We start from the raw sequence: 23751 nt of genomic DNA on the forward strand, positions 1-23751 counted from the left end.
CAGACCCTGGTCTGAGCACTACAGTCGGCCCGGTGACAGCGCATCCGCGCCCCTCGGGGCGTTCCAGCGTCGCGCCGGTGGTGGTCGTCGTGGCCGTGGTCCTCGGCCTGGCCATGTGCACGGTCGGCGGGGACGGACCGGCCGCGGTCGCGGTGCCGTGGCTGATGGTCGCCGCGGCCGTCGCGGCCGCGGTGTGGGCGGTGCGCCGGGCCCGCAAGGACCGCAGCGCCTACGAGGCGCGGCTGACCGCGTGGGCGGCGTCGGAGGCGGTCCTGGCGGAGCGGCTGCGGATCGCCCGCGACCTGCACGACATCGTCTCGCACGGGCTGGGCCTCATCACGGTCCGCGCGGCGTCGACCCGGCACCTGCCGAAGCCGCCCGAGGTGGCGGCGGCGCTCACCGACATCGAGGACGCCGGCCGGCACGCGACCGCGGAGCTGCGCCGGATGCTGACGGTCCTGCGGTCGCCGGACTTCGACGAACGCGCGCCGCTGGACGGGATCGACGACCTGCCCCGGATCGTGGCCGGGGCGGCGGTCGCGGGGGTGCGGCCCCGGCTCACCGTCGACCCGCTCGGCGAGGTATCGCAGGGCGTGCAGGTCGCCGTGTGCCGGACCGTGCGGGAGGCCCTCAGCAACGCCGCCAGGTACGCGGGACCGACGGACGTGCGGGTCCGGGTGCACCGCGACGGGCGGTTCGTGGTGGTCGCGGTGACCGACGCCGGGCCGGCGGAGGGCGGCTGGCAGGCGTCGCCGGGCGCCGGGCACGGCCTGGACGGCCTGCGCGAGCGGGTCGGCAGCCTGGACGGCACCCTGACCGCGGAGCGGGTCGACGCCGGCTTCCGCGTCACCGCCCGCATCCCGGATGAAGTCCCGGACGAGGCCCTGTGAGCGACATCCGGGTCCTCCTGGTGGACGACCAGCCCCTGTTGCGGCACAGCCTCGCGATGATCATCAACAACGCGCCGGACCTGGCGGTCGTGGGGGAGGCCGGCGACGGCGCCGAGGCGGTGGCCCGGGCCCGCGCCACCCGCCCCGACGTGATCCTGATGGACGTGCGGATGCCGCACCTGGACGGCCTGCAGGCGACCCGCCGCATCTGCGCCGATCCGGTCCTGGCGGGCGCCCGGGTGCTGGTGCTGAGCATGTTCGAGCTCGACGAGTACGTCTACGAGGCGCTGCACGCCGGCGCGTCCGGCTTCCTGCTCAAGGACGCCCGCCCGGAGGAGCTGCTCGAGGCGATCCGCCGCACCCATCGCGGCGAGTCGCTGTTCGCGCCGTCGATCCTGACCCGGCTGGTCGCGCACTACGTCGCGGCGCCCCGCCCGGACCGCCCCACGCCGGCGCTGCGGCGGCTGACCGGCCGGGAGGTCGAGGTGCTGACCCTGATCGGCGGCGGCCTGTCCAACGACGAGCTCGCCACCGCCCTGATGATCTCCGTGAAAACCGTCAAATCGCACATCACGCATCTCCTGGCGAAGCTCGCGGCGAGGGATCGCGCACAGCTGGTGATCGCCGCCTTCGATGCAGGTCTGGTACGGCCACGAGGCTGAAACCGGGTCGCGAGCTGGGAGTCTGTAGCGGTACAGTATCGCCATGACCCTGGCCGCTCCGCCGCGCAAGCGGCCACTCAGCGCTGCGCTGCTCCCGCTCGGACTGATGTTCCTCGCCGTCGGCAGCTCCGTCGCCCTCGTGTTCCCGTTCCTGTCGCTGTTCCTCAGCACCGACGTGCACGCCGGGCCGGTCCGGGTCACGGTGTTCCTGGTCGTGTCGCCGCTCACGGGCGTGCTCCTCTCCTCGCTCATCGCCCGGGCGTCGGACCGCTACCCGATCCGCCGGAAGATCCTCATCGCCGCCGCCGCTTCCGGCGTCCTCGGCAGCGTGCTCGCGATGTTCGTGCGGGACTACTGGGTGCTGCTGGCCCTGGTCGTCCCGGCGTACGCGGTCGCCGGGGCACTGTTCCCGCAGTCGTTCGCGTATGCCCGGCAGATCCTCGAACGCGACAGCCCCGACCGCGCGGCCATGGGCATCAGCGCCATGCGCACCGTGTTCTCCCTGGCCTGGGTCGGCGGGCCGGCCCTCGCGGCGGTCCTGCTGGACATCGGGGGTTTCCGCCTGGTGTACGGGTTGTCGGCCGGGATGTACGCCCTCGCCATCCTCGTCGCCGTCGTCTGGCTCGAGGACCTCAACACCGGGAACCCCGCCGCGCCCGCGCCCGCGCCGGCCGCCGGCGCCACCACCACCGTCGCGGTCGCGACGCCGGGCCGCTGGCTCATCCCGCTCACCGTCGTGGCCTTCGTGCTGCTGCAGATCCCGATGACGCTCGCCGTGCAGGCACTGCCGCTGTTCATCCGCGACGACCTGCACATCGACCCCTCCCGCGCCGGCCTGATCCTCGGCCTCTGCGCGGCCCTGGAGATCCCGCTGATGCTCGGCCTCGGCGCCCTGACGACCCGCTTCAGCCTGCGACTGCTGATCCTTGTCGGCGGAGCGTGCGGGATCGCCTACTACGCGATCGCCTGGGTGGCGCCGAACCTCTGGGTCCTCCTCGCCGCCCAGCCGCTCAACGCCCTGTTCATCTGCGCGATCACCGGCGTCGGCATCTCGTACATGCAGGACCTGCTGCCCGGCGAACCGGGCCGGGCCACCACCCTGTTCACCAACACGTTCCCGATCGGCGCCATCGTGGCGGGCCCGCTGCTCGGCCTGTCCGCCCACTTCGGCTACCGGTCCGCGTACGGCATGGCCACGGCCCTGTGCGCGGCCGGCTTCCTGTTCCTGCTCGCCGCCGGCCTGCGCCGCCGCCGCCGCGTCACGATGCGTGACGATGCCCCACCCGCCGTGCTGGAGGAGCGGGTTCAGCCGACACGGTAATGCGGGACGAGCGGACGCGCGCTACCGTTCCGAGCCATGAGTTCCGTTGCACTGGCGGAGGAGCTTCTCCTGCTCGCCTACGATGACGACACCGGGAAGGCCACCGGCTCCCACATCGGCCTTGACCTGGGCATGGCCGCCGCGGTCCTGGTCGATCTGGCGCTCGCCGGCCGACTGGCGTACGCCGGGGGCATGATCGTGGTCGTCAACGGGTCGCCGACCGGCGAGCCGATCGCCGACGAGGTGCTCGGCCGGGTCGTCGCCGACACACCGCACACGCCGGCGTCGTGGGTGCAGCGGCTGCGGCACGGGCTGCGCGACCGGGTCCTCGCCGACCTGTGCGCCCGGGGCATCCTGCACGACGTCGACGAGACCACGCTCGGGTTCATCCACATCCACCGGTATCCCACCGCCGACGCGACCGTGGAGACGGAGCTGCGCGACCGGCTCGGCCGGGCGCTGACCAGCGACGAGCTGCCCGACGAGCGGACCGCGGCCCTCGCCGCCCTCGTCGCCGCGGCCCGGATGGAACCCGCGCTCTACCTGTCCGGCGACGAGATCGCCGCGGCGCACCAGCGCCTCGAGCAGATCAGCGACGCCGCCGGCTTCACCGGCGCGGTCAGCATGGAGGAGTCCTCGATCCGGCCGTCGGTGGCGCTCGTCGTCAGCGTCCTGGTGAAGGCGATCCAGACCGCCCTCGGCACCGCCCGCCCCTGACCCGTTGCGGCGGCGGGCACTGGGTCCGCCGCCGCTCAGTACCATGAGCCCGATGCGCCACGTGACCGACCAGCAACGGCGTGCCCGGCTCGCGGCGCGGCACGCGCTCACGGCGGCGGCCCGGGTCGGCACACCGGAAGCCGCCACCAGGGCGATGACCGTCCTGCACGCCACCGAGCCGGCCACGGTCCACCTGTCGTGCTGGGCCCGCGTCACCTCCCTGACGGCCGCCGACGTGGACCGGGTCCTGTACGCCGACCGCACCCTGGTCAAGCAGCTCGCGATGCGCCGCACCCTGTTCGTGTTCCCGCGCGACCTGCTGCCGGCGGCCTGGGGGAGCGCGTCGGCGCGGGTCGCCGCCAACGAGCGCGCCCGCCTGGCCAAGGACGCGGTCACCGCCGGCCTCACCAGCGACGGCCCCGCCTGGGTCGACCGGGCCCGCGCCGAGGTCCTCGGCGTTCTCGCCGCCGCCCCCGACGGCCACGCCGCCACCGACATCCGCCGGGCGGTGCCGATGCTCGACGTGACGATGGCCGTGGCCACCGCCGACCCGCGGGCCACCTCGCGGGTGCTCACCTGCCTCAGCGCCGGCGCCGACATCGTGCGCGGCGTCAACGCCGGCGGCTGGTACACCTCACGCCCGCGCTGGACCCTGATGCGGCAGTGGCTGGACGACACCCCCACGCCGTGGACCGCCGCCGACGGCTACCAGGAGCTGATCCGCCGCTGGCTCTTCACGTTCGGCCCCGGCACCGAGGACGACCTCGTCTGGTGGCTCGGGTCGACCAAGGCGGCCGTGCGCGCGGCCCTCGCCGGCCTCGGCGCCGTCGCGGTCTCCCTCGACCACGGCGCCACCGGCTGGCTCCTGCCCGACGACGTCGACGACCTGCCCGACCCGGGCCCGTGGGCGGCGCTGCTGCCCGTGCTCGACCCGACCGTCATGGGCTGGCAGCACCGCGACTTCTACCTCAGCCCGCACCGCGCCGAGATCTTCGACCGCCGCGGCAACGCCGGCACGACCGCCTGGGTCGACGGCCGCGTCGTCGGCTGCTGGGTCCAGGACCGGGCCGGCGTCGTCGAGGTGCGCCTGCTGGAAGACGTCCCCACCGCCGCCCGCCACGCTCTCGACGCCGAAGCGTCCCGCCTCACCGCCTGGCTGGACGGTTTCCGCGTGCCCACGGTGTACCACTCACCCGCCATGCGTGCCCCAGCCTGACCGGTCTCGCCGGGCGGCAGAGCGAGGTGCTCGCCGACCCGGCACTGCTCGACGCCGAGCTGGACCGGGCCCGCCGGCGGCTCGCCCACGACGACCGCGCCGTCGACGAGACCCACACGATCTACACCGTGCGGCCGAAGTCCGTCGAATTCTGGCAGGGCGAGGAGGAGCGGCGGCACATCCGGCTCCGGTACCGCCGGGCCGGCGACGAGTGGGTCCGCGACCGGCTGTGGCCGTAGCTGTTGTCATGGTGCGACGCCCGTGAGCCAGGGCACGGGCGTCGCGTGGTGGTGTGGGTCAGTCGCGGGCCGGCTCGGCGACCCGTGGGGACGGCGTGGTGGGTGCCGGCGCCGGGGTGCGCAGCAGCGTCAGGACCGCCACTGCGGCCACGCCGGCGATGACGGCGCTGATGAGGAAGACGCGGTCCAGCCCGGCGGCGTACGCGGCGCGCAGCACCCCCTCGGGTGCCTGCCGGAGCAGGTCCTGGTAGCCGCCGCCGGTGAGCTGCCGGGCCGCGGCCGGGTCCGCGACGCCACCGGCGGCCAGGACCTGCCCGGCCCGGCCGGTGACGACGGTGGCGAAGGCGGGCAGCGCCAGGGCGTAGCCGAGCTGGCGGAAGGTGTTCGACGCGCCGTTGGCCATGCCGGAGCGGTCCGGCGGCGCCGCGGCGAGGGCGGCCGAGGCCAGGACCGGCGTGCTCAGGCCGACGCCCAGGCCGGTCACGCACAGGCCGGGCACCAGCGCGGCCCAGCCCGACGTGGGGCTGACGAGCATGCACAGCGCGGTGCCGGCGGCGACGAGCAGCAGGCCCCAGCCGATGCTGTGCCGCGCGGGGACGCCGTGCAGCAGCCGCCCGCCCGCCGCGGCGACCACGAACGCGACCACCGCCATCGGGGCCAGGACGAGGCCGGCCGCCATCGCGCCGAGGCCGAGCACGGACTGCGCCCACAGCGACACGAACACGAGGTTGGCGAAGGCGGCCGCGGTCAGTGCCGCCGCGCCCAGCATCAGCACGGTGAACGACGGGCGCCGGAACAGCGACAGGTCCAGCATCGGGTTGGCCCGGCCGCGTTCCAGCAGCAGGAACCCCACGGTCGCGGCGGCGCCGGCGGCCAGCACGCCGATCGTCCCGGCGTCGGTCCAGCCGGTGTCGCCGGCGCGGATGAGGCCGTACACGACGAGGCCGGCGGCCGCGGTGAAGGCCGCCACGCCGGGCAGGTCCGTCCGCCCCTGCCGCACCGCTCGGCCGCCGGGCATCGCGAGCCGGGCCAGCACCGCCGCGATCACCGCCACGGGCAGGTTGACCAGGAAGATCGAGCGCCAGCCGACGTGCTCGGTGAGGAACCCGCCGAGGATCGGCCCGGCCGCCGCGGCGGCACCGTTGGCCGCGCCCCACACGCCGAACGCGATCGAGCGGTCCCGTCCTGTGTAGACGGTGCCGAGCAGGGCGGCGTTGGTGGCGTACATCGCGGCGGCGCCGGCGCCCTGCACGCCGCGGGCGGCGATGAGCGTGCCGATGCCGGGGGCCAGGCCGCAGGCGAGGGAGGCGGCGGCGAAGACGACCAGGCCGGCGATGAACACCCGCCGGTGGCCGAGCCGGTCCGACAGCGAACCGGCCGCCATCAGCAGCGCCGCGAGGACGAGGACGTACAGGTCGACGGTCCACTGCAGCGCGGCGAACGACGAGTGCAGCTCCCGCGCCAGGTCGGGGGCGGCGATGCTGACGATGGTCAGGTCGACCAGCAGCATGAAGGTGCTCAGCGAGACCGCGAGCAGGGGCAACCATTTGCGCATGACCGCACGATGCACCGCGTCCCGGCGAATCGGCGCTGGTGGCGCCGATTTCGGCGGATTCTGACGCGCTGTTAGCTTCCAGGGATGGATCCACTCACGCTTGACGAGCTCGACCGGCAGCTCGTGCACGCGTTGCAGGTCGACGGCCGCGCCCCGTTCAGCCGGATCGCCGCGGTGCTCGGCGCCTCGGACCGCACGATCGCCCGGCGCTACCGGCGGCTGCGGGCGGCCGGGGCGCTGCGGGTCGTCGGGCTGCCCGACGCGGCGGCGCTCGGGCATGTCGACTGGCTGGTGCGGATGCGGTGCTCGCCGGACAGCGCGATGCCGGTGGCCGCGGCCCTGGCCCGGCGCGCCGACACGTCATGGGTGCAGCTGGTGTCGGGCGGCACGGAGATCACCTGCATCACCAGGACCCGGTCGCAGTCGGCGGACGGCGAGCTGCTGCTGCAGAAGTTGCCGCGCACGCCACGGATCACGGTCCTCAGCGCGCACTGCATCCTGCGCGGCGTGGCCGGCCTGCACGGCTGGCCCGGCCGGACCGCCGCGCTCTCCGCGGACCAGATCGCCGCGCTGCGCCAACCACCGGCCGGGCCGGACGCGCCGGAAGCGTCCGACCCGGACGGGCCGGAAGTCGCCGGGTCGGCCGCGCCAAGAGCCGCAGCTGTGCCGCCGCCGACCGCGGCGGACAACGGCCTGCTCGCCGCGCTCGCCAAGGACGGCCGCGCCAGCCTCACCGCGCTCGCCGCCGCCACTGGCTGGTCGGAGACCACGGTCCGCCGCCGGCTGGACGAGCTGGACCGCGGCACCGTGCTCTACTTCGACGTCGAGATCGAGCCCCACCTGTTCGGCTACACCGCCGAGGCGATGATGTGGCTGACGGTCGCACCGGCCACGCTCACCGCGACGACCCGGGCCCTGGCCACCCATCCGCAGATCGCCTACGCGGCGGCGACGACCGGCCCCGCCAACGTGTCCGCGTCGGTGATCTGCCGCGACCTCAACGAGCTCTACGAGTACATCGCCGGCGACATCGGCTCGCTGCCCGGCGTCACATCCGTGGAGACCGCGCCGGTCGTGCGCCGGGTCAAGGGCGGCGGGACGCTGCTGATTCCATGACGTCGACGGGCAGGGAGCCGCCGAGGACGTCGAGGTCGACGCTGCCGTCGGCGGCGACGGTGACGGTGCCCCAGGCGGTGCCGGCCACGAACGGGAACCGGCCGGGCCGGTCGCCGACGCGCAGCGTGCGGGTGGTGGCGTCGTAGTGGAAGCCGGTGTAGGCATCCAGGAGCGACCAGCCCGCCATGGCGCGCACGTAGTGGTCGCCGCACTCGACCTCGTTGAACGGGTTGCGGCGGGTCCCGTCGTACCGTTGCTGCAGGCCGGTCAGGATCGCCATCGCCTCCTCGGGCATGCCCTCGTGCAGGCAGTGTGCCGCGACCTGATACTCCACGCCGGTCCAGACCTCGTCGCAGTAGCGCAGCGGCACGGCCGGGCGACCGCCGTGCGGCCAGCTGCACACGACCAGGCCGGTCTCGTCGCCGTCGGCGAAGACGCGGTAGCCGTGCTCGGCGAAGCCGGTGCGCAGGTTGTAGCGCACGATCGACGCGAGGGCCGTGCGGACCCGGTCGGCGGGCAGGATGTGGCCCAGGTCGAGCTGGTGTGCCCACCACTGGCCGAGCAGCTGGTCGGACAGGCAGCCGCGGCCGAAGTCGTAGGCCTCGCCGGTCGGTGGCTGCGCGTAGAACTCGCCGTTCCACAGCAGCTTGTCGTAGGTGTCGCGGCCGATCGTGAACCGGTCCAGGAACGCCGCGGCGGCGGCCGGCTCGACGATGGCGGCCATGCGGTGCATGGCGAGCAGCGCCGCGAGCCAGAGCCCGCCGACGAACATGTTGGGCCCGTGCAGGCTGATGTCGTACGTGACGGGCTGGTCGCCCTGCAGGACCCCGTCGCCGTCGGGGTCCCAGGTCGTGGCGATGTGCTCCATGAGGTGGCGCAGCGCCGGCCAGTGCCCGCGCAGCCAGTTGTCGCCGGCGCCGTCGAGCACGGACCGGTAGGTCTTGAGCACGGCGCCGAGCATGCCGTCCAGTGCGGGCCGTTCCGGGCCGCCGATGGCCACGTCGTGCAGGTGCGGCAGGTAGCGGGGCAGCACGACCCGGTGCGGCACGGAGCCGTCGGGTGCCTGCGCCGCGAGCTCGGTGTCGCGCAGGTCGCGGCCGATGTCGGGGAAGAGCCGGGACAGTGCCTGCTCGTAGTTGAAGACGTGGTTGCAGTTCAGCGGGCAGGAGCCGCCGACGTCACCGTTCCAGTTGCGGGTGGAGGCGCCGAGCGCGCCCTCGAACCCGTAGGCGTGCCCGTCGGCGGTGCGGAACAGCGTCGGCGAGCGGACCAGGGTGCCCTGCGCGGACACGGTCTCGCGCAGCGCCGGCGGCAGGTCGCTGTGCCGCACCGCGTCGGCCCAGGCCCGAGAGGCGGTGTCCAGCCGCGCGCGGTCCGCAAGGTAGCTGTCCAGCACGTCGAGGGCGCCGCCGAAGCGGGTCGCGTAATGGTTGCCGACCCAGAATCGGCTGCGGGTGTACGGATGCTGCGGGCCGAACCGGTCGAAGTCGGCATACCGGTTGGGGAACCACCAGGCGTGCACGACGTCGATCGTGGTGGTCTCGCCGGGTTGCAGCGCGAAGGCGACGGCTACCCCGGCGTCCCAGGTGTGCCCGGCGGGGCTCGGACCGGTGGGCGCGCGCAGTGGTGACACGCCGGCGGCGACGGCGGCCCGCAGGGCGGTGTCGCCGTAGTCGCCGAGTTGGATCGGGGTCACCAGCTTCGCGGTCTCCACGAAGCGCAGCATCGCCTCGGCGCTGTGCGCGCGGGGCAGCGCGGCGGCGGGGCCGTCGGTCCACAGCAGCATCTCGCCGTAGGCGGCGTCGTCCTCGTCCAGGCCGGGGTGGTCCATGAGCACCCCGGTCTGGCCGGGCCGGCGCAGCAGCCGGTTGACGTTGCCGCCGTAGCCGGCGCCGCGGGTGCCGTCGATCGGGGTGACGCCGTCCCAGCCGACCGCGTTCTGCAGCGTGCCGAGCAGCCAGCCGTGCCGGAACTCGGTGCTGGTGTTGGTGACCGTGAACCGGTACCGCACCAGCGGCAGGGCGCTGGCGTGCGACTCGAGGGGCACGAACGGGGTGAACGCCGACAGTGCCACCGCGACCGGCAGCACCTCGTCGGTGTAGGTGACGTCGGCGAAGGGGTACGCGACCTGCATCGACGTGCTCTGCACGGTGGGCCAGGGCGGCAGCCGGTCGGCGTCGGGCACGTCGGCGTCGTTGACGTTCGGCGCCGGGTGCGGGTGCGGTGGCAGCGGCGCGGCGCGCAGGAGCCGCACGACGTCGGCGGGCGGCTCCAGCGAGGAGACCCGCAGCGCGAAGAAGCTGTCGGGCACGAACCCCAGGTGGTTGGCCACGCCGGAGAGCTGCCACTGGCGCAGGGCGCCGTCGCCGCCGAGGGCCACGTGGCCGGTGCCGAAGCCGCCGAGCGGGAACGCGACGGCGCGCCGGGCATCCCCGGTGTATCGCCTCATCGGACACGCTCCGCCATTGTCAACGCCATGCCGCCGGTTCCATCCTGGTAGGCCTTCGAGGTGCGGGAGTCCACGCCAATGCCAGGTCCCATAAGGGATCCAGTGCGTGAAATCGATTTCATACAAGGTAGCCGCGGGCCTTGGAACCTGTCAAGAGCGGGTCGCCGGCCGGAAAGTCGTAACGCAGCGTCACCAGTGCCGAAGAGACAGGCGTGTCACCTACAGTGATCCCTCATGGCCACCATCTACGAGGTTGCGGCGCTCGCCGGCGTCTCCCCCGCGACCGTCTCGCGGGTCTTCAACGGGCAGACGGTCTCGGCGGAGAAGAAGCGCCTCGTGCACGAGGCGGCCACGAAGCTGGCCTTCACGCCGAACCGGACGGCCCGCCGGCTGCGGGGGCAGAGCTCCGAGATCATCGCGCTGCTCATCCCCGACATCGAGAACCCGTTCTTCACCGCGCTGGCCCGCGGGGTCGAGGACTGCGCCCGGGAGGCCGGATACTCCCTGGTCCTGTGCAACACCGACGACGACCCGGCCAAGGAGCTGCACTACCTGGAGATCGTGGCGTCGGAGCAGATGGCCGGCGTGATCCTGGCGCCCGCCTCGGACGAGGTCGACCTGGGCGCGATCGTGTCGCTGGGCCGGCCCGTGGTCGCCGTGGACCGCACCACGCCATACCCGGTCGACGCCGTCAAGATCGACAACCGGGCGGCCGGCATCGGCGCGACGACGGCGCTGTTCGAGGCCGGGTACCGCCGCATCGCCTGCATCGCCGGCCCGGCCGGGATCGAGACCACCGAGGACCGCTTCCTCGGCTGGCGCCAGGTCGTCGCCGCCCGCAAGACCGTCCTGCACGACGGCTACCTGCAGCACGCCAACTTCCGCGTCGACGGCGGACGGGCCGCGATGCGGGCGCTGCTCGCGCTGGACACCCCGCCGGACGCCGTCGTGACGACCAACAACCTGATGGCGGTGGGCGCGTTGCAGGCGCTCGCGGCGGCCGGGATCGCGCCGGACGTGTTCGGCCTCGCGGTGCTCGGCGAGCTGCCCTTCATGGCCCTGACGCCGACGCCGTTCGTGCAGGTCCGGCTGCCCGCCCGGCACCTCGGCCGGACCGCCGCGGCGATGCTGCTGGAGCGCATCGGCGGCGACGCGCAGCCGCCCCGCACGGTGGTCCTGCGGGCCGAGGTCAACCCGCGGGAGGAGCAGGCGCTGTAATCGATATCAGCGCACTGCGTCCCTGATCAGAGGCTTGTCGAAGGCGCGAAGTTTGGAGTCTTGACGAAATCGATTTCTTGGACTTCACTGTGCCCGACCGCTTCTCAACGGAGAGGGACAGCACGCTTATGAACATTCCGTTCCGCAAGGTCGCGCTGGTCATCGCGACAGCCGCGATGACGGCGACCGCCCTTGTGGGTTGTTCCAGCGACAAGGACGCCAAGTCCGGTGACCAGTCGCTCGAGATCGCTTACTGGAATTACGGCCCCGCCGCCGAAAGCGGCAACAAGGCCACGGCCGACGCCTTCATGGCGGCGCACGCCGGAGTGAACGTCACCCTGACCCCGGTCACCGGCGAGAACTGGGGCACCTACTACGCCAACGTCGCGACGCTCATCGCCTCCGGGAAACACCCCGACCTCATGGTCATCTCCGGCGAGGGCGCCCAGTTCGTGCACGCCAACAAGCTCGTGGTCCCGATCAACAAGTACATCGACAAGGACCCCGAGGCCAAGACCCTCCTCGCCGACATCGCACCCGGCCTCATCGACGGCTTCAAGGTCAAGGGCGACATCGTCACCCTGACCTACGGCTGGAACGACATGGTCGTCTACTACAACACCGACGTGTTCAAGAAGGCCGGGGTCGACCCGCCGAAGGCCGACTGGACCTGGGACGACTTCAAGGCCACCGCCAAGAAGCTCACCGCCGACACCAACGGCGACGGCAAACCCGACCAGTACGGCTTCACCTGGGCCAGCAACGAGATCTTCCCCGGCATCATGCCGTGGGTCGCCAACGCCGGCGGCAACCTCACCAGCGACGACGTCTGCTCGGCCACTGCCGACACCCCCCAGGTCAACAAGGCCGTGTCGTTCCTGCGCGGGCTCATCACCGACGGCATCGCACCCGCACCGATGCCGATGAGCGACGTGTTCACCCGCTTCCAGAACGGCCAGATCGCGATGTTCGGCGCCGGCCGGTGGCCCATCGGCACGTTCGTCCCCGCCGGGTTCAAGGCGTTCGACATCCAGCTCTACCCCAAGGGCGACACCTACAAGACCGTCTTCGGCGGCGCCGGCTACCCCATCCTCAAGTCGTCGAAGAACCCGGACCTCGCCTGGGAGTACCAGAAGTTCACCCTGAGCGACGCCATCGAGCAGCAGTACGTCGGCACCCCTGACAAGCCCGGCGACTCCATCCCGTCGCGCCGCTCGGTCGCCCAGACGATCTCCAAGGTCGGCGTCCCGCCGGCGAACTCGGACCTGTTCTACAACAGCATCGACAAGTACCCGACCCTCGTGCCGTACCCCGCCCCCGCGAAGTACAGCACCTTCGAGTCCACCGTCCTCCGCCACCTGCAACTGATCTTCGCCGGTGAGGCTTCGGTCTCCGACGGCCTCAAGAACATGCAGGGTGAACTCAGCAGCATCGTCACCTGCTGACCGGCGCGAACCCGCAAGGCGGATCATGAGCACCAGCAAGACGCCCCGGTCCGGGGTCGGCGGCCAGCCCGTCGCCGCCCCCGGCCCCCGGGTCCACCGCCGCCGCGGCGGCGACGGCATCCCGGCCCTCGCCTTCCTCACCCCGTCGATCGTCACCTTCCTCGTCTTCGTCCTCGCCCCGACCGTGGGCGTGCTCGTGCTGAGCTTCTACGACTGGAACCTGCTCAGCGACGGCACGTTCGTCGGCCTGGACAACTTCGACCGGCTCGTCCACGACGACCGCCTGCTCGGCGTCTACGGCTCGACCACCTACATGGCGCTGGCCATCCTCGCCGTCAACGTCGTCGCCGGGCTCCTGCTCGCCGTCCTGCTGGAGAGCCGGATGCCGGCCTGGCTGCGCGGCTTCTTCCGGCTGTCGTTCCTGTTCCCGTTCGTGGTGTCCGCCTCGGCGGTCGCCCTGATCTGGCGGTTCCTGCTCAACAAGGACCTCGGCCTGGTCAATTACCTGCTCGGGTTGCTGCACGTCGACCGGATCGACTGGCTCGGCTCGTCGGCGTTCGCGCCCGTCTCGGTCATCATCGTCAGCTCCTGGAAGACGATCGGCTTCTCGATCCTGGTGTACATCGCCGGCCTCCAGTCGATCCCGCCGCAGCTGAAGGAGGCCGCGATCGTCGACGGCGCCAACGCCTGGACCCGCTTCTGGCGGATCACCTTCCCGCTGCTGTCACCGACGATCTTCTTCCTGGTCGTGATCAACACGATCAACTCGTTCCAGATCTTCGCCGAGCCCAGGGTGCTGACCCAGGGCGGGCCGGGCGACGCCAGCCGCACGATCGTGGAATATCTCTACGACCGCGCGTTCGGCGACTTCGACCTCGGCTACGCCTCCGCCATCGGCATCACCTTCACGCTGGTGCTGATCGTGCTGACCGCGATCCAGTTCCGGCTCTCACGCAGATGGACGTACTACGAGTGAGTCGCCTCAGCCGTACCGGCTCCCGCATCGCCACGTTCGTGATCCTGGGCATCGCGGCGCTCGCGATCACCGCGCCGTTTCTGTGGATCTTCCGCGGGGCGTTCTCCGGCTCCGACGCGGAGCTCTACCGCCTGCCCCCGACGTTCGACCCGGCCAACGTCACCACCGACAACTTCGGCAAGGTCACCGACCAGGTCCCGTACTTCCGGTTCTTCCTCAACTCGATCATCGTGTCCACGACGATCACCGTCGCCCAGGTCATCACCTGTTCGACGGCTGCCTACGCGTTCGCCCGGCTGCACTTCAAGGGCAAGGGCGTGCTGTTCGCGGTCGTCATCGGCTCGCTGATGATCCCGATCCAGGTGACGATCGTGCCGCTGTTCCTGGTCATGTCGAAGCTCGGGCTGACCAACACGCTGTGGGCGCTGATCCTGCCGGGGATCTTCAGCGCCTTCGGGATCTTCCTGCTGCGCCAGCACTTCCTGGCACTGCCGATGGAGATCGAGGAGGCGGCGAAGCTCGACGGCGCCGGACACCTGCGCACGTTCGCCCGGATCATCCTGCCGCTGTCCGGGCCGTCGATCGCGACGCTGGCGATCCTGTGCTTCACGTACTGGTGGAACGACCTGCTCCTGCCGCTCGTCATGATCAGCGACACGGAGCGGCAGACCCTGCCGGTCGGCCTGGTGCTGCTCGCCGGGCGGTTCTCCACCGGCTCGCTGGGCACGATCGCGGCCGGCATCGCGATGGCGATCGTCCCGGTGCTGATCGTGTTCATCCTGGCGCAGCGCTACATCGTGCAGTCCATCGCATCGAGCGGATTGAAGCTATGACCACCGCACTGGCCCCCTCCACCGTTCCCGGTCTCGCCACCCGCGCGGCCGTGCTGTGCTGGCACGAGCTGCCGCGCAGCCTCGCCGCCGGCGGCGCATGGCTCGCCGCGACGGTGCCGCTGCTGCTGGCCGCCCTCGCCGGCGCCCCGGGCTGGATCCTCGCGCTCGCGGCCGTGCCGCCCGCGCTGGTCCTGACCGGCCTGGCGGCCTTCGCGGCCACCGTCGCCCGTGGTGACGGTCCCCGGCTGGCGCTGCTGCGCCGCGTGGATCCGGTGCTGGCGCTGCTCCTCGCGGGTGGCGCGGGCCTGGCCGCCCTCGGGCTGACCGCGGGTGGTCCGGCCGCGCTCGCCGGTGGCGCCGGCGGGGCGGTGCTGCTGCTCGTCGCCCCGTATGCGCTCGCCTACGGCGCCCTGCGGGACCGGCGCGGTCTGGCGGCGCTGCGCGGCGGCGCGATCCTGGTCGCGTTCCGGCCCGCCTGGGCGTTCGCGCTGGTCGTGCTCGCCGGCGCGGGTGGCCTCCTCGCCGTCGCGTCGGCCGGGATCCTCGCCGTCGTGGTGCTGCCGCTGCTCCTGGCGGTCGCCTCGGCCATGACGGCAGCTCTGCTGGACGAGATCGACGCCCTGCAGGGCCGGGCATGATCGACCGGATCGACCCGGAACTCGTGTCCGGGCTTGCGAACACCCTCACCGCGCACCTGCCCGACGGGTTTCTCGACGTCGCCACGGTACGAGCCATCGACGACCAGTTGCGGGTCGAGACGGCACCCGCGGCGCCCCCGCGGGTGGTCACGCTCGAGGGCGGCCTTGAGCTGCGGGTGCACGGACCGCTGCACGGCGGCGCCTGCCTGCTGTGGATCCACGGCGGTGGGATGTTCCTGGGCAGCGCCCGCACCGAGGACGCGTACTGCGCCGACCTCGCCGCCCGGCTCGGCGTGCCCGTCGTCGCGGTGAACTACCGGCTCGCGCCGGAACACCCGCATCCCGCGCCGCTGCACGACTGCCGGGCCGCGCTGCACTGGTGCGCCCGGCACGCCGGCCGGGTCGTCGTCGCCGGGGGCAGCGCCGGCGGTGGGCTCGCCGCCGCGCTGTGCCTGCTGACCCGCGACGAGGACGGCCCGCCGATCGCCGCCGCGCACCTGTACTACCCGATGCTCGACGACCGGCGGGACACCCCGAGCGCGCGGACGGACCCGCCGGTGTGGAACCGGCGCCTGGCCGACCTCGCCTGGGCCGCGTACCTCGGCGGCCGGCCCGCCGACGCCCTCGCCGCCCCGGCCCGCGCGACCGACCTGCGCGGGCTGCCACCGACGTATCTCGACGTCGGCGACCTCGACCTGTTCCGCGACGAGGACGCCGCCTACGCGGCCCGGCTCGCCGACGCGGGGGTCCCGGTGCGCTTCGCACTGGTGCCCGGCGCCGTGCACGCCTTCGAACTCATCGCCCCCGACGCCGCGATCGGCCGGGCCACCCGCGAACGCCGGCTGCTCGCCCTCGCCCACGACCTCAACGGTGCCGCATGACACAGCCTCCGATGGTGACGATCTACCAGGTGGCCGCCCGGGCCGGGGTCTCACCGGCGACCGTGAGCCGGGTCATGAACGGCACGAAGGTGTCCGCGGAGTCCGAACGCCTCGTCCGCGCGGCCGCCGCCGAGCTGGCGTTCACCCCGAACCGGACCGCGCGCCGGCTGCGCGGCCAGACCTCCGAGGTGATCGCGCTGATCATCCCGGACATCGAGAACCCGTTCTTCACCGCGCTGGCCCGTGGCGTGGAGAACCGGGCCCGGGCCGCGGGTTACTCCGTGGTGCTGTGCAACACCGACGACGACCCGGCGCGGGAGGCGACGTACATCGACATCGCGCTCGCCGAACACATGGCGGGGGTGATCCTCGCGCCCGCCGACGACGCCAGTGACGTCAGCCGGCTCATCGCGAGCAACCGGCCGGTCGTCGCCGTCGACCGCAGCCTGCACCGGCCCGACATCGACGCCGTCACCGTCGACAACCGCGCCGGAGGGCTGTCGGCGGCCGAGTCGCTGTTCGCGGCCGGGTTCTCCCGGGTCGGCTGCATCACCGGGCCGAGCTCGGTGGAGACCGCGCAGCTGCGCATGGAGGGCTGGCGGCGGGCCACCCGGCGCGGCCGCGACGCGGTGGGTGACGACACGCTGCTGCGCTACGCCGACTACCGCGTCGACGGCGGGCGGGCCGCGATGGCGGACCTGCTCGGGCTGCCGGAGCCGCCGGACGCGGTGTTCGTCGCCAACAACCTGATGGCCGCCGGCGCCCTCGAGGCGTTGCACGACGCCGGGCTCGCCCCACCGCGCTTCGGGCTGGCGGTCTTCGGCGACCTGCCGTTCGCGTCGTTCGACCGGCGTGGCATCCGGGTCGTGCCGCTGCCCGCCCGGGAGCTCGGCGAGGCCGCCGCGGGCCTGCTGCTGGACCGCATCGCCGGCGACGACGGCCCCGCGCGGACCGTGGTCCTGCGCACCGACCACAGACTGCAGGAGCAGCGGTGAAGGCCTTCCTGGGCGTGGACATCGGCACGTCGAGCAGCAAGGGCGTCCTCGTCGACGCGGCCGGGCGGGTCCTCGCCACGGCGGTCCGCGAGCACGAGGTGCACCGCCCGTTCCCCGGCCACGTCGAGATGGACGGCGAGGTGTGGTGGGCCGAGTTCACGTCGATCGCGGCCGAGCTGACCACCGGCGCCCCGGACGCCGAGGTCGCCGCCGTCGGGGTGAGCGGGATGGGGCCGTGCGTCCTGCTCACCGACGCCGCCGGCGTCCCGCTGCGCCCGGCGATCCTGTACGGCGTCGACACCCGCGCGACCGCGCAGATCGAGGCCATGTCGGCGGAGCTCGGCGGCCCCGAGGCGATCCTGGCCCGCTGCGGGTCGGCGCTGTCCTCGCAGGCGGTCGGGCCGAAGCTGCGCTGGGTCGCCGAGCACGAGCCCGGCCACTGGCGGCAGGCCCGGCGGCTGTTCATGCCGGCGTCGTGGCTGGCGTACCGGCTCACCGGCGCCTACACCCTCGACTTCCACTCGGCGAGCCAGTGCACGCCGCTGTTCGACACGCACGCCCTCGACTGGCACGCGCCGTGGGTGGCCCGCATCGCACCGGACCTGGAGCTGCCGCGCCTGGCCTGGTCCGACGAGGTCGCCGGGGTGACCCGGGCAGCGGTGTCGGGCATCCCCGCCGGTACCCCCGTCATCACCGGGAGCATCGACGCCTGGACCGAGGCGGTCAGTGTCGACGCGCAGAACCCCGGGGACCTGATGCTCATGTACGGCACGACGATGTTCCTCATCGCGACCGTCCGCGCGCCGCTCACGTCGCCGGCGATGTGGGGCACCGTCGGCGCGTTGCCGGGATCCCGCAACCTGGCCGGCGGGATGGCCACGTCGGGTGCGCTCACCGGCTGGCTGCGCGACCTCGTCGGCGCGCCCGACTTCACCGGGCTCCTCGCCGCGGCGGAGGCGTCCGGTCCCGGCGCGCGGGGGCTGCTGATGCTGCCGTACTTCGCCGGTGAACGCACCCCGCTGATGGACCCCGACGCCCGCGGCGTCATCGCCGGGCTGACCCTCGAACACACGCGGGGCGACCTGTACCGGGCCGCGCTGGAGGCGACCGCGTTCGGCGTGCGGCACAACGTGGAGGCGCTGCGCGCCGCCGGCGCGTCCGTCGAGCGGGTCGTGGCCGTCGGCGGCGGCACCCGCGGCGGGCTGTGGACCCGCATCGTCAGCGACGTCACCGGCCTGCCGCAGGTCGTGCCCGCGATCACGATCGGGGCGAGCTACGGCGCCGCGTATCTGGCCGCGCGCACGAGCGTCGCGGCCCGCATCGCCGACTGGAACCCACCGGAGGTCACCGTCGTGCCGGACCCGGCGACCCGCGCCGGCTACGACGAGCTGTACGCGCTGTACCGCGAGCTGTACCCCGCCACCCGCACCATCGCCCACACGCTCGCCGCACGGCAGCGCTTCGCAACGGAGGACGCACCATGACCCCCTACGTTCTGCCCGCCCCGCCCTCCCGCCCCACCGCGGAGCCGAACACGGCGTACCTCATCGCGAGCGGCGACCTGCGCCCGAAGGCGAACCTCGCCGGCTGGCCCACCCAGGTGCGGATGGAGGCCGACGTGACGGCCGCGTTCGCCGAGCTCGGCTGGACGGTGCGCCGGGCCAACCCGGTCGACCCGGAAACCGGGCACGGCTTCATCTCCAGCCAGCGGATGGGCCTGGAGGTGTTCAAGAGCATCCCCGCCGACGCGCCGCTGATCGTGGCTGAGGCGGTCTGGCAGTACAGCCACCACGTCCTGGCGGGGCTGCGCACCCACCGCGGCCCGATCCTCACCGTCGCGAACTTCGCCGGCACCTGGCCCGGCCTGGTCGGGCTGCTCGGCCTCAACGCCGGCATGGCGAAGATGGGCGTCGCCTACTCGACGATCTGGAGCGTCGACTTCACCGACGACTGGTTCAAGGAGGGGCTGCGCAGCTGGACCTCGACGTGGCAGATCCCGCACGACCAGTCCCACGTGCGGCCGCTGCCGCCGCTCGGGTCGTCCCCGGAGGTCGACCTCGGCCAGGCCCTGGCCCGCCAGCTGCTCGCCGACAAGGCCATCATCGGCGTCTTCGACGAGGGCTGCATGGGCATGTACAACGCGATCATCGACGACGAGCTGCTCAACCCGATCGGCGTCTACAAGGAGCGGCTCTCCCAGAGCGCCCTGTGGGCCGAGATGCTCACCGTCGACGACGCCGAGGCCGACGCGGTCGGGCAGTGGCTGCTGGACGCCGGGATGACGTTCCGCCTCGGCACCGACGAGGCCACCGAGCTCACCGCGGCGCAGCTGCGCTGGCAGTACAAGATGTACATCGCGGCGCTGCGCATCAGCGACGACTTCGGTCTCGACGCCGTCGGCATCCAGTACCAGCAGGGCCTCAAGGACCTCTCGCCCGCCTCCGACCTCGCCGAGGGCCTGCTCAACAACGTCGCCCGCCCGCCGGTCACGTCGCGCGACGGCGCCCGGGTGCTGTGGGATGGCCGGGCGCTGCCGCACTTCAACGAGGCCGACGAGGGCGTCGCCGTCGACGCGCACGTCACCAACCGCATCTGGACCGCGATGGGCCTCGACCCGGCGACCACCCTGCACGACGTGCGCTGGGGCGAGAACTACGACGGCGAGTTCGTCTGGGTCTGGGAGATCTCCGGTTCCGTCCCCCCGTCGCACCTCACCGGCGGCTACGCGGGCGCCGTCGGCTGGCGGCAGGACCCGGTGTACTTCCCGCTCGGCGGCTCCACGATCAAGGGTGTCTGCCGCCCGGGTGAGGTCGTCTGGAGCCGGGTGTTCGTCCAGGGCGGCGCGCTGCACGTGGACCTCGGGCGGGCCTCGGCGGTCGCGCTGCCGGACGCGGAGACGCAGCGGCGCTCCGAGGCCACCACGCCGGCCTGGCCGATCATGCACGCGGTCCTGCACGGCGTGAACCGCGACCAGTTCATGGCCCGGCACAAGGCCAACCACCTCAACGTGGCCTACGCCCCGGACGCCGCCACCGCCGACCGGGCGCTGCTGGTGAAGGCGGCCCTGTTCGCCGAGCTCGGCGTGCAGGTCCACCTCTGCGGCGACACCGCCCTCTGAGGTTCCGCGTCCGCCTGGGTTTCCGCAGGCTGCAGGCCCCTCGGCGTTGCCGGGGGTTTGTAGCCTGCGGGACATGGACGCCACCACCGCCGCCGGGCTGCTGGAGCTCGCCGAGGACGCGCAGCGCCGCCGGCGGCGGCAGGACCCGCGGGCCGAGACGATGGTCGAGGAGCGCTACGACGACGTTCGGGCGGCGCTCGACTGGTTCGGCGCGACGGGCGACGCCTTCCGTCTCGCCGGGGCGCTCGTGCCGTTCTGGATCGCCACGAAGCGCATCGACGAGGGCGACGCCTGGTTCGGCCGGGTGCTGCGGGACGGCCAAGGCACGGCCCGCGCCCATCACGACCACGGATACCTCGTGTTCTGGGCCGGCCGGCACGAGCTCGCCGAGCAGCGGTTCCAGGAGTCCCTGACCCGCGCCGAACTGGACGGCGACCCGTCGGTGCAGGCCCTCGCACTCGCCGGGCTCGCCAGGGTCGCCATCAACAGCGACGTGCCGCGGGCCGTATACCTCCTGCGGCGGGCGGAAGCAGTGACGGAGGGGATCGACGAGGCCGACCATGGCCGGTCGAGCGCGCTACACGTGCTGGGCGTGGCCCTGCAGATGGCCGGCGACCTCACCGGCGCCCGGGACGTGATGTCGGCGCGGCTGGCGGCCGGGCGGGCGCGCGGGGACGAGTTCGTGGTGTGGGTCGAGTCGGCGAACCTGAGCATGGTCGAACGGCAGCTCGGCGACCTCGACCGGGCCGAGGAGCTCGCCCGGGAGGCGCTGGCCCTGTGCGCGCGGCGGGCCGACGAGATGGCGATCGCCTGGATGCTCAACGGGCTCGCCGCGGTCACCGCCGCCCGCCGACGGTTCGAGCGGGCCGCGACGCTGCACGGATACGCCGCCGCGCAGATCGACCGGGCGGGTGGCGCCTGGCCGGCCGACGAGCGCGCCCAGCACAAGGAGACCCGGGCCGCGCTCGACGCGAACCTGCCCGCCGACGCCGTCACCCGGCTGCGGGCCAGGGGAGCGGAAATGACGACGGCGGCGGCGATCGAGTACGCACTGTCGCACGTGGACAACTGAGACCTGGTCTACGCTGGCGGGGTGTCCGACGCCGACGACCGGCCCGCCCGGGTCGAGGACGTGCACGAGCTCGCCCTCGCGATGCCGCACGTCAAGGTGTATGACGGCACCGCCGAGAATCCCGTGTACCAGGTGGGCGGCAAGTCGTTCGTGTTCTTCCGCAACCCGCGCCCCGACGCCGTCGACCCTTCCACCGGCGAGCGGTATCCGGACGTGATCGTCTTCTGGGTCGAGTCCGACGCGGACAAGCAGGCCCTGATCCAGGACGACACGACGCCGTTCTTCACCACCGCCCACTTCAACGGCCACCCGTCGGTGCTGGTGCGGGCCAGCCGGCTCGGTGAGCTCACCCGGACCGAGCTGGCCGAGGTGATCCAGGACGCGTGGCTGTCCCGCGCCTCAGCACGCCGCCGGGCCGCCTGGCTCGAGGCGCACTGACCCGCCTTTCACGACGCACCCAGGCTGTCGGGTTCGACCGCAACCAATGCGCAATCGGGCAGCTTCGCGGGTGGGTCTCCGCACATGTACGGTCAGCGGCGCATTGCCTGGTGCGACGGTGAGCCCGGCTCGGTCGTGAACGTCACCAGCCACTGCTCCGGCGCGCCGCTGGAACGCACCACGTCGACGGCGATCTCGAGCTCGCCGAGCTCCGGATGCCGCAGCCGGCAGGTGACCCGCGGCCAGTCCGCGACCAGGTGCTCGTCCCAGAACCGCGCGAAGTCGGCGCTCGCCGCCCGCAGCGACCCGATGACGGCGGCCACCTCGGCACTGCCAGGATGGCGACCGAGGCACAGCCGCAGGTACGCGGTGTGCTGGCGGGCCAGCACCGTCCAGTCCGTGTCGTCCACCATCGACCGGAACGGACCGTCGAGGAAGACCAGGTGCGGCCAGCTGCGGCGGTCGGCCGGCAGGTCGCCCAGCAGCCGGGCGGCGGACTCGTTCCAGGCCAGGATGTTGCCGTGCCGTCCGTGCACGAACGCGGGCGTGTGGTCCATGCCCTCGATCAGGCACAGCAGGTCGGTGCGCACCGCCGGGTCGTCCGGGGCGGGACGCGGCGGGTGGACCAGGTTGCCCAGGTGCTCCCGCTCGTCGACGGTCAGCCGCAACGCGGCCGCGACGGCGTCGAGCACCTCGGTCGACACACTGCCGGCGTGCCCCTGCTCCAGCCGGGTGTAGTGGGTGACGCTGACGCCGGCGAGCTGGGCCAGCTCCTCGCGGCGCAGCCCCGGCACGCGGCGGCGCTCCCCGAACCGGGTCACCCCGACGTGCTCCGGTTGCAGCCTGCCCCGGCGCGACGTCAGGAAGCCGGTCAACTCCGCACGAAGGTCCACCGCGCCAAGACTAACCACGGTTTGGGTACCCAACGCGGGGTGCTGGCTGCGCCGGGCGCCTGATCGCAGGCTGATCGGCATGACAACGAACCTCACCGGCCGGGAGATCCGGCTGGCCGGCCGGCCCGCCGGCGCGCCCGGCCCGCAGCACTTCGAGCTCGTCCCTGCCGCCGTGCCCGCGCTCGCCGACGGGCAGGTCCTGGTCCGCAACACGTGGATGTCGGTCGACCCGTACATGCGCGGCCGGATGGACGACGTGCCGTCGTACCTGCCGCCGTTCGAGCTGGGGGTGGCGCTGCAGGGCAGCGCGGTCGGCGAGGTGCTCGAGTCCCGGTCGGCCGCAGTCCCGGTCGGTGCCACGGTGTCGCACTTCCTCGGCTGGCGGGACTATGCCGTGGTGGACGCCGCCGCCGCCACGGTGGTGGACGCCGTGACGGCGCCGCCGCAGGCGTACCTCGGCCCGCTCGGCACCACTGGGCTCACCGCGTACGTGGCGCTGACCGAGGTGGCGCCGGTCCGCCCCGGTGACACGGTGTTCGTCTCCGCCGCCGCGGGCGCGGTCGGCAGCGTCGCCGGTCAGGTCGCCCGCCTGCTGGGCGCGGGCACGGTGATCGGCTCGGCCGGCGGTCCGGTGAAGACCGGCAAGCTCATCACGGACTTCGGCTTCGACGTGGCCATCGACTACCGGGCGGCCCCGATCGCCTCGCAGCTCCCCAGTGGCATCGACGTGTACCTCGACAGCGTCGGCGGCGACCACCTGGCGGCGGCGATCGGGGCCGCCCGGCCCGGCGCGCGGTTCGCTCTCGTCGGCGCGATCGGCTCCTACAACACGGCCGTGCCCGGGCCTCCGAACCTGTTCGAGGCGTACTGGAAGGAGGTGACGCTGCGCGGGATGCTGGTCACGTCGTACTTCCACCGGTTCCCCGAGTGGATCGAACGCGCCGGCGGCTGGCTGCGCGACGGGTCGCTGCGCACCGCGGAGACCGTCGTCGACGGCCTGGAGGAGGCACCGGGCGCGTTCCTCGGCGTGCTGCGCGGCGCCAACACCGGCAAGATGCTGGTCCGCCTCGCCTGACGGC

The 23751-nt window shown here is 73.1% G+C and carries 22 protein-coding genes; 19 read left to right on the forward strand and 3 right to left on the reverse strand.

Features of this window, described 5'->3' with window-relative positions; all coding sequences use genetic code 11:
* Positions 1–32: 32 nt before the first annotated feature.
* Genes Dsi01nite_RS16640 through Dsi01nite_RS16665 form a run of 6 tightly spaced genes read left to right on the forward strand, consistent with a single transcriptional unit; the run spans position 33 to position 5045 of the window.
* Complete coding sequence (locus Dsi01nite_RS16640; RefSeq protein ID WP_203847051.1) at positions 33–890, forward strand: sensor histidine kinase; 858 nt, start codon at positions 33–35, stop codon at positions 888–890.
* Positions 887–1552 (forward strand): response regulator, encoded by a 666-nt coding sequence (locus Dsi01nite_RS16645; RefSeq protein WP_203847052.1) that lies wholly within the window; start codon positions 887–889, stop codon positions 1550–1552. The genes Dsi01nite_RS16640 and Dsi01nite_RS16645 overlap by 4 nt, the downstream gene beginning before the upstream one ends.
* Before the next feature lie 43 nt (positions 1553–1595).
* The gene (locus Dsi01nite_RS16650) at positions 1596–2873 is read left to right on the forward strand and encodes a sugar efflux transporter (RefSeq protein WP_203847053.1); all 1278 of its coding nucleotides are present in this window, start codon (positions 1596–1598) and stop codon (positions 2871–2873) included.
* 36 nt (positions 2874–2909) lie between these two features.
* The gene (locus Dsi01nite_RS16655) at positions 2910–3590 is read left to right on the forward strand and encodes a GOLPH3/VPS74 family protein (protein ID WP_203847054.1); all 681 of its coding nucleotides are present in this window, start codon (positions 2910–2912) and stop codon (positions 3588–3590) included.
* Between the two features lie 52 nt (positions 3591–3642).
* A complete protein-coding gene (locus tag Dsi01nite_RS16660; RefSeq protein WP_203847055.1) occupies positions 3643–4806 on the forward strand; it encodes a winged helix DNA-binding domain-containing protein in 1164 nt (387 codons plus the stop codon).
* A gap of 26 nt (positions 4807–4832) precedes the next feature.
* The gene (locus tag Dsi01nite_RS16665; RefSeq protein ID WP_239135935.1) at positions 4833–5045 is read left to right on the forward strand and encodes a pyridoxine 5'-phosphate oxidase C-terminal domain-containing protein; all 213 of its coding nucleotides are present in this window, start codon (positions 4833–4835) and stop codon (positions 5043–5045) included.
* A gap of 58 nt (positions 5046–5103) precedes the next feature.
* On the opposite strand, the gene Dsi01nite_RS16670 is transcribed toward Dsi01nite_RS16665, so the two are convergent.
* The gene (locus tag Dsi01nite_RS16670) at positions 5104–6600 is read right to left on the reverse strand and encodes an MFS transporter (RefSeq protein WP_203847056.1); all 1497 of its coding nucleotides are present in this window, start codon (positions 6598–6600) and stop codon (positions 5104–5106) included.
* An 84-nt stretch (positions 6601–6684) separates the two neighbouring features.
* Between Dsi01nite_RS16670 and Dsi01nite_RS16675 the strand changes: the two genes are divergently transcribed.
* Complete coding sequence (locus Dsi01nite_RS16675) at positions 6685–7716, forward strand: Lrp/AsnC family transcriptional regulator (protein ID WP_203847057.1); 1032 nt, start codon at positions 6685–6687, stop codon at positions 7714–7716.
* Here Dsi01nite_RS16675 and Dsi01nite_RS16680 read toward each other — a convergent pair.
* Entirely contained in the window at positions 7685–10165 is a 2481-nt protein-coding gene (locus Dsi01nite_RS16680; RefSeq protein ID WP_203847058.1) for a GH116 family glycosyl hydrolase, read from the reverse strand. The two genes, Dsi01nite_RS16675 and Dsi01nite_RS16680, sit on opposite strands and share 32 nt — an antisense overlap.
* A gap of 234 nt (positions 10166–10399) precedes the next feature.
* On the opposite strand from Dsi01nite_RS16680, the gene Dsi01nite_RS16685 reads away from it, so the two are divergent.
* The 11 genes from Dsi01nite_RS16685 to Dsi01nite_RS16735 all read left to right on the forward strand — a co-directional run bounded on the left by Dsi01nite_RS16685 (position 10400) and on the right by Dsi01nite_RS16735 (position 21779).
* Entirely contained in the window at positions 10400–11383 is a 984-nt protein-coding gene (locus Dsi01nite_RS16685) for a LacI family DNA-binding transcriptional regulator (protein ID WP_203847059.1), read from the forward strand.
* A gap of 128 nt (positions 11384–11511) precedes the next feature.
* Entirely contained in the window at positions 11512–12828 is a 1317-nt protein-coding gene (locus tag Dsi01nite_RS16690; protein ID WP_203847060.1) for an ABC transporter substrate-binding protein, read from the forward strand.
* A gap of 25 nt (positions 12829–12853) precedes the next feature.
* Entirely contained in the window at positions 12854–13804 is a 951-nt protein-coding gene (locus Dsi01nite_RS16695) for a carbohydrate ABC transporter permease (protein ID WP_203847061.1), read from the forward strand.
* Positions 13801–14637, forward strand: coding sequence for a carbohydrate ABC transporter permease (locus tag Dsi01nite_RS16700; RefSeq protein WP_203847062.1), 837 nt, complete (start codon positions 13801–13803; stop codon positions 14635–14637). Before Dsi01nite_RS16695 ends, Dsi01nite_RS16700 begins: the two co-directional genes overlap by 4 nt.
* Positions 14634–15275 (forward strand): hypothetical protein, encoded by a 642-nt coding sequence (locus Dsi01nite_RS16705; protein ID WP_203847063.1) that lies wholly within the window; start codon positions 14634–14636, stop codon positions 15273–15275. The genes Dsi01nite_RS16700 and Dsi01nite_RS16705 overlap by 4 nt, the downstream gene beginning before the upstream one ends.
* Positions 15272–16156: an alpha/beta hydrolase fold domain-containing protein gene (locus Dsi01nite_RS16710; RefSeq protein ID WP_203847064.1), complete on the forward strand. Its 885-nt coding sequence runs from the start codon at positions 15272–15274 to the stop codon at positions 16154–16156. The genes Dsi01nite_RS16705 and Dsi01nite_RS16710 overlap by 4 nt, the downstream gene beginning before the upstream one ends.
* On the forward strand, positions 16153–17151 hold the full coding sequence (locus Dsi01nite_RS16715; RefSeq protein WP_239135936.1) for a LacI family DNA-binding transcriptional regulator: 999 nt from the start codon (positions 16153–16155) through the stop codon (positions 17149–17151). The genes Dsi01nite_RS16710 and Dsi01nite_RS16715 overlap by 4 nt, the downstream gene beginning before the upstream one ends.
* The gene (locus Dsi01nite_RS16720) at positions 17148–18635 is read left to right on the forward strand and encodes an FGGY-family carbohydrate kinase (RefSeq protein ID WP_203847065.1); all 1488 of its coding nucleotides are present in this window, start codon (positions 17148–17150) and stop codon (positions 18633–18635) included. Before Dsi01nite_RS16715 ends, Dsi01nite_RS16720 begins: the two co-directional genes overlap by 4 nt.
* Positions 18632–20269 (forward strand): fucose isomerase, encoded by a 1638-nt coding sequence (locus Dsi01nite_RS16725; protein WP_203847066.1) that lies wholly within the window; start codon positions 18632–18634, stop codon positions 20267–20269. The genes Dsi01nite_RS16720 and Dsi01nite_RS16725 overlap by 4 nt, the downstream gene beginning before the upstream one ends.
* 73 nt (positions 20270–20342) lie before the next feature.
* Positions 20343–21341, forward strand: coding sequence for a tetratricopeptide repeat protein (locus Dsi01nite_RS16730; protein WP_203847067.1), 999 nt, complete (start codon positions 20343–20345; stop codon positions 21339–21341).
* Between the two features lie 21 nt (positions 21342–21362).
* Complete coding sequence (locus tag Dsi01nite_RS16735) at positions 21363–21779, forward strand: MmcQ/YjbR family DNA-binding protein (protein WP_239135937.1); 417 nt, start codon at positions 21363–21365, stop codon at positions 21777–21779.
* A 92-nt stretch (positions 21780–21871) separates the two neighbouring features.
* On the opposite strand, the gene Dsi01nite_RS16740 is transcribed toward Dsi01nite_RS16735, so the two are convergent.
* Positions 21872–22672 carry a helix-turn-helix domain-containing protein gene (locus tag Dsi01nite_RS16740; protein ID WP_203847068.1) on the reverse strand — a complete coding sequence of 267 codons (801 nt, stop codon included), beginning with the start codon at positions 22670–22672 and terminating at the stop codon, positions 21872–21874.
* Between the two features lie 79 nt (positions 22673–22751).
* Here Dsi01nite_RS16740 and Dsi01nite_RS16745 point away from each other — a divergent pair, with 79 nt between their 5' ends.
* Positions 22752–23747, forward strand: a complete 996-nt coding sequence (locus Dsi01nite_RS16745) for an NADP-dependent oxidoreductase (RefSeq protein ID WP_203847069.1) — start codon at positions 22752–22754, stop codon at positions 23745–23747.
* Positions 23748–23751: the final 4 nt, after the last annotated feature.

It is taken from the genome of Dactylosporangium siamense (genome assembly GCF_016862795.1).
In the GTDB taxonomy this organism is placed as follows: Bacteria; Actinomycetota; Actinomycetes; order Mycobacteriales; family Micromonosporaceae; genus Dactylosporangium; species Dactylosporangium siamense.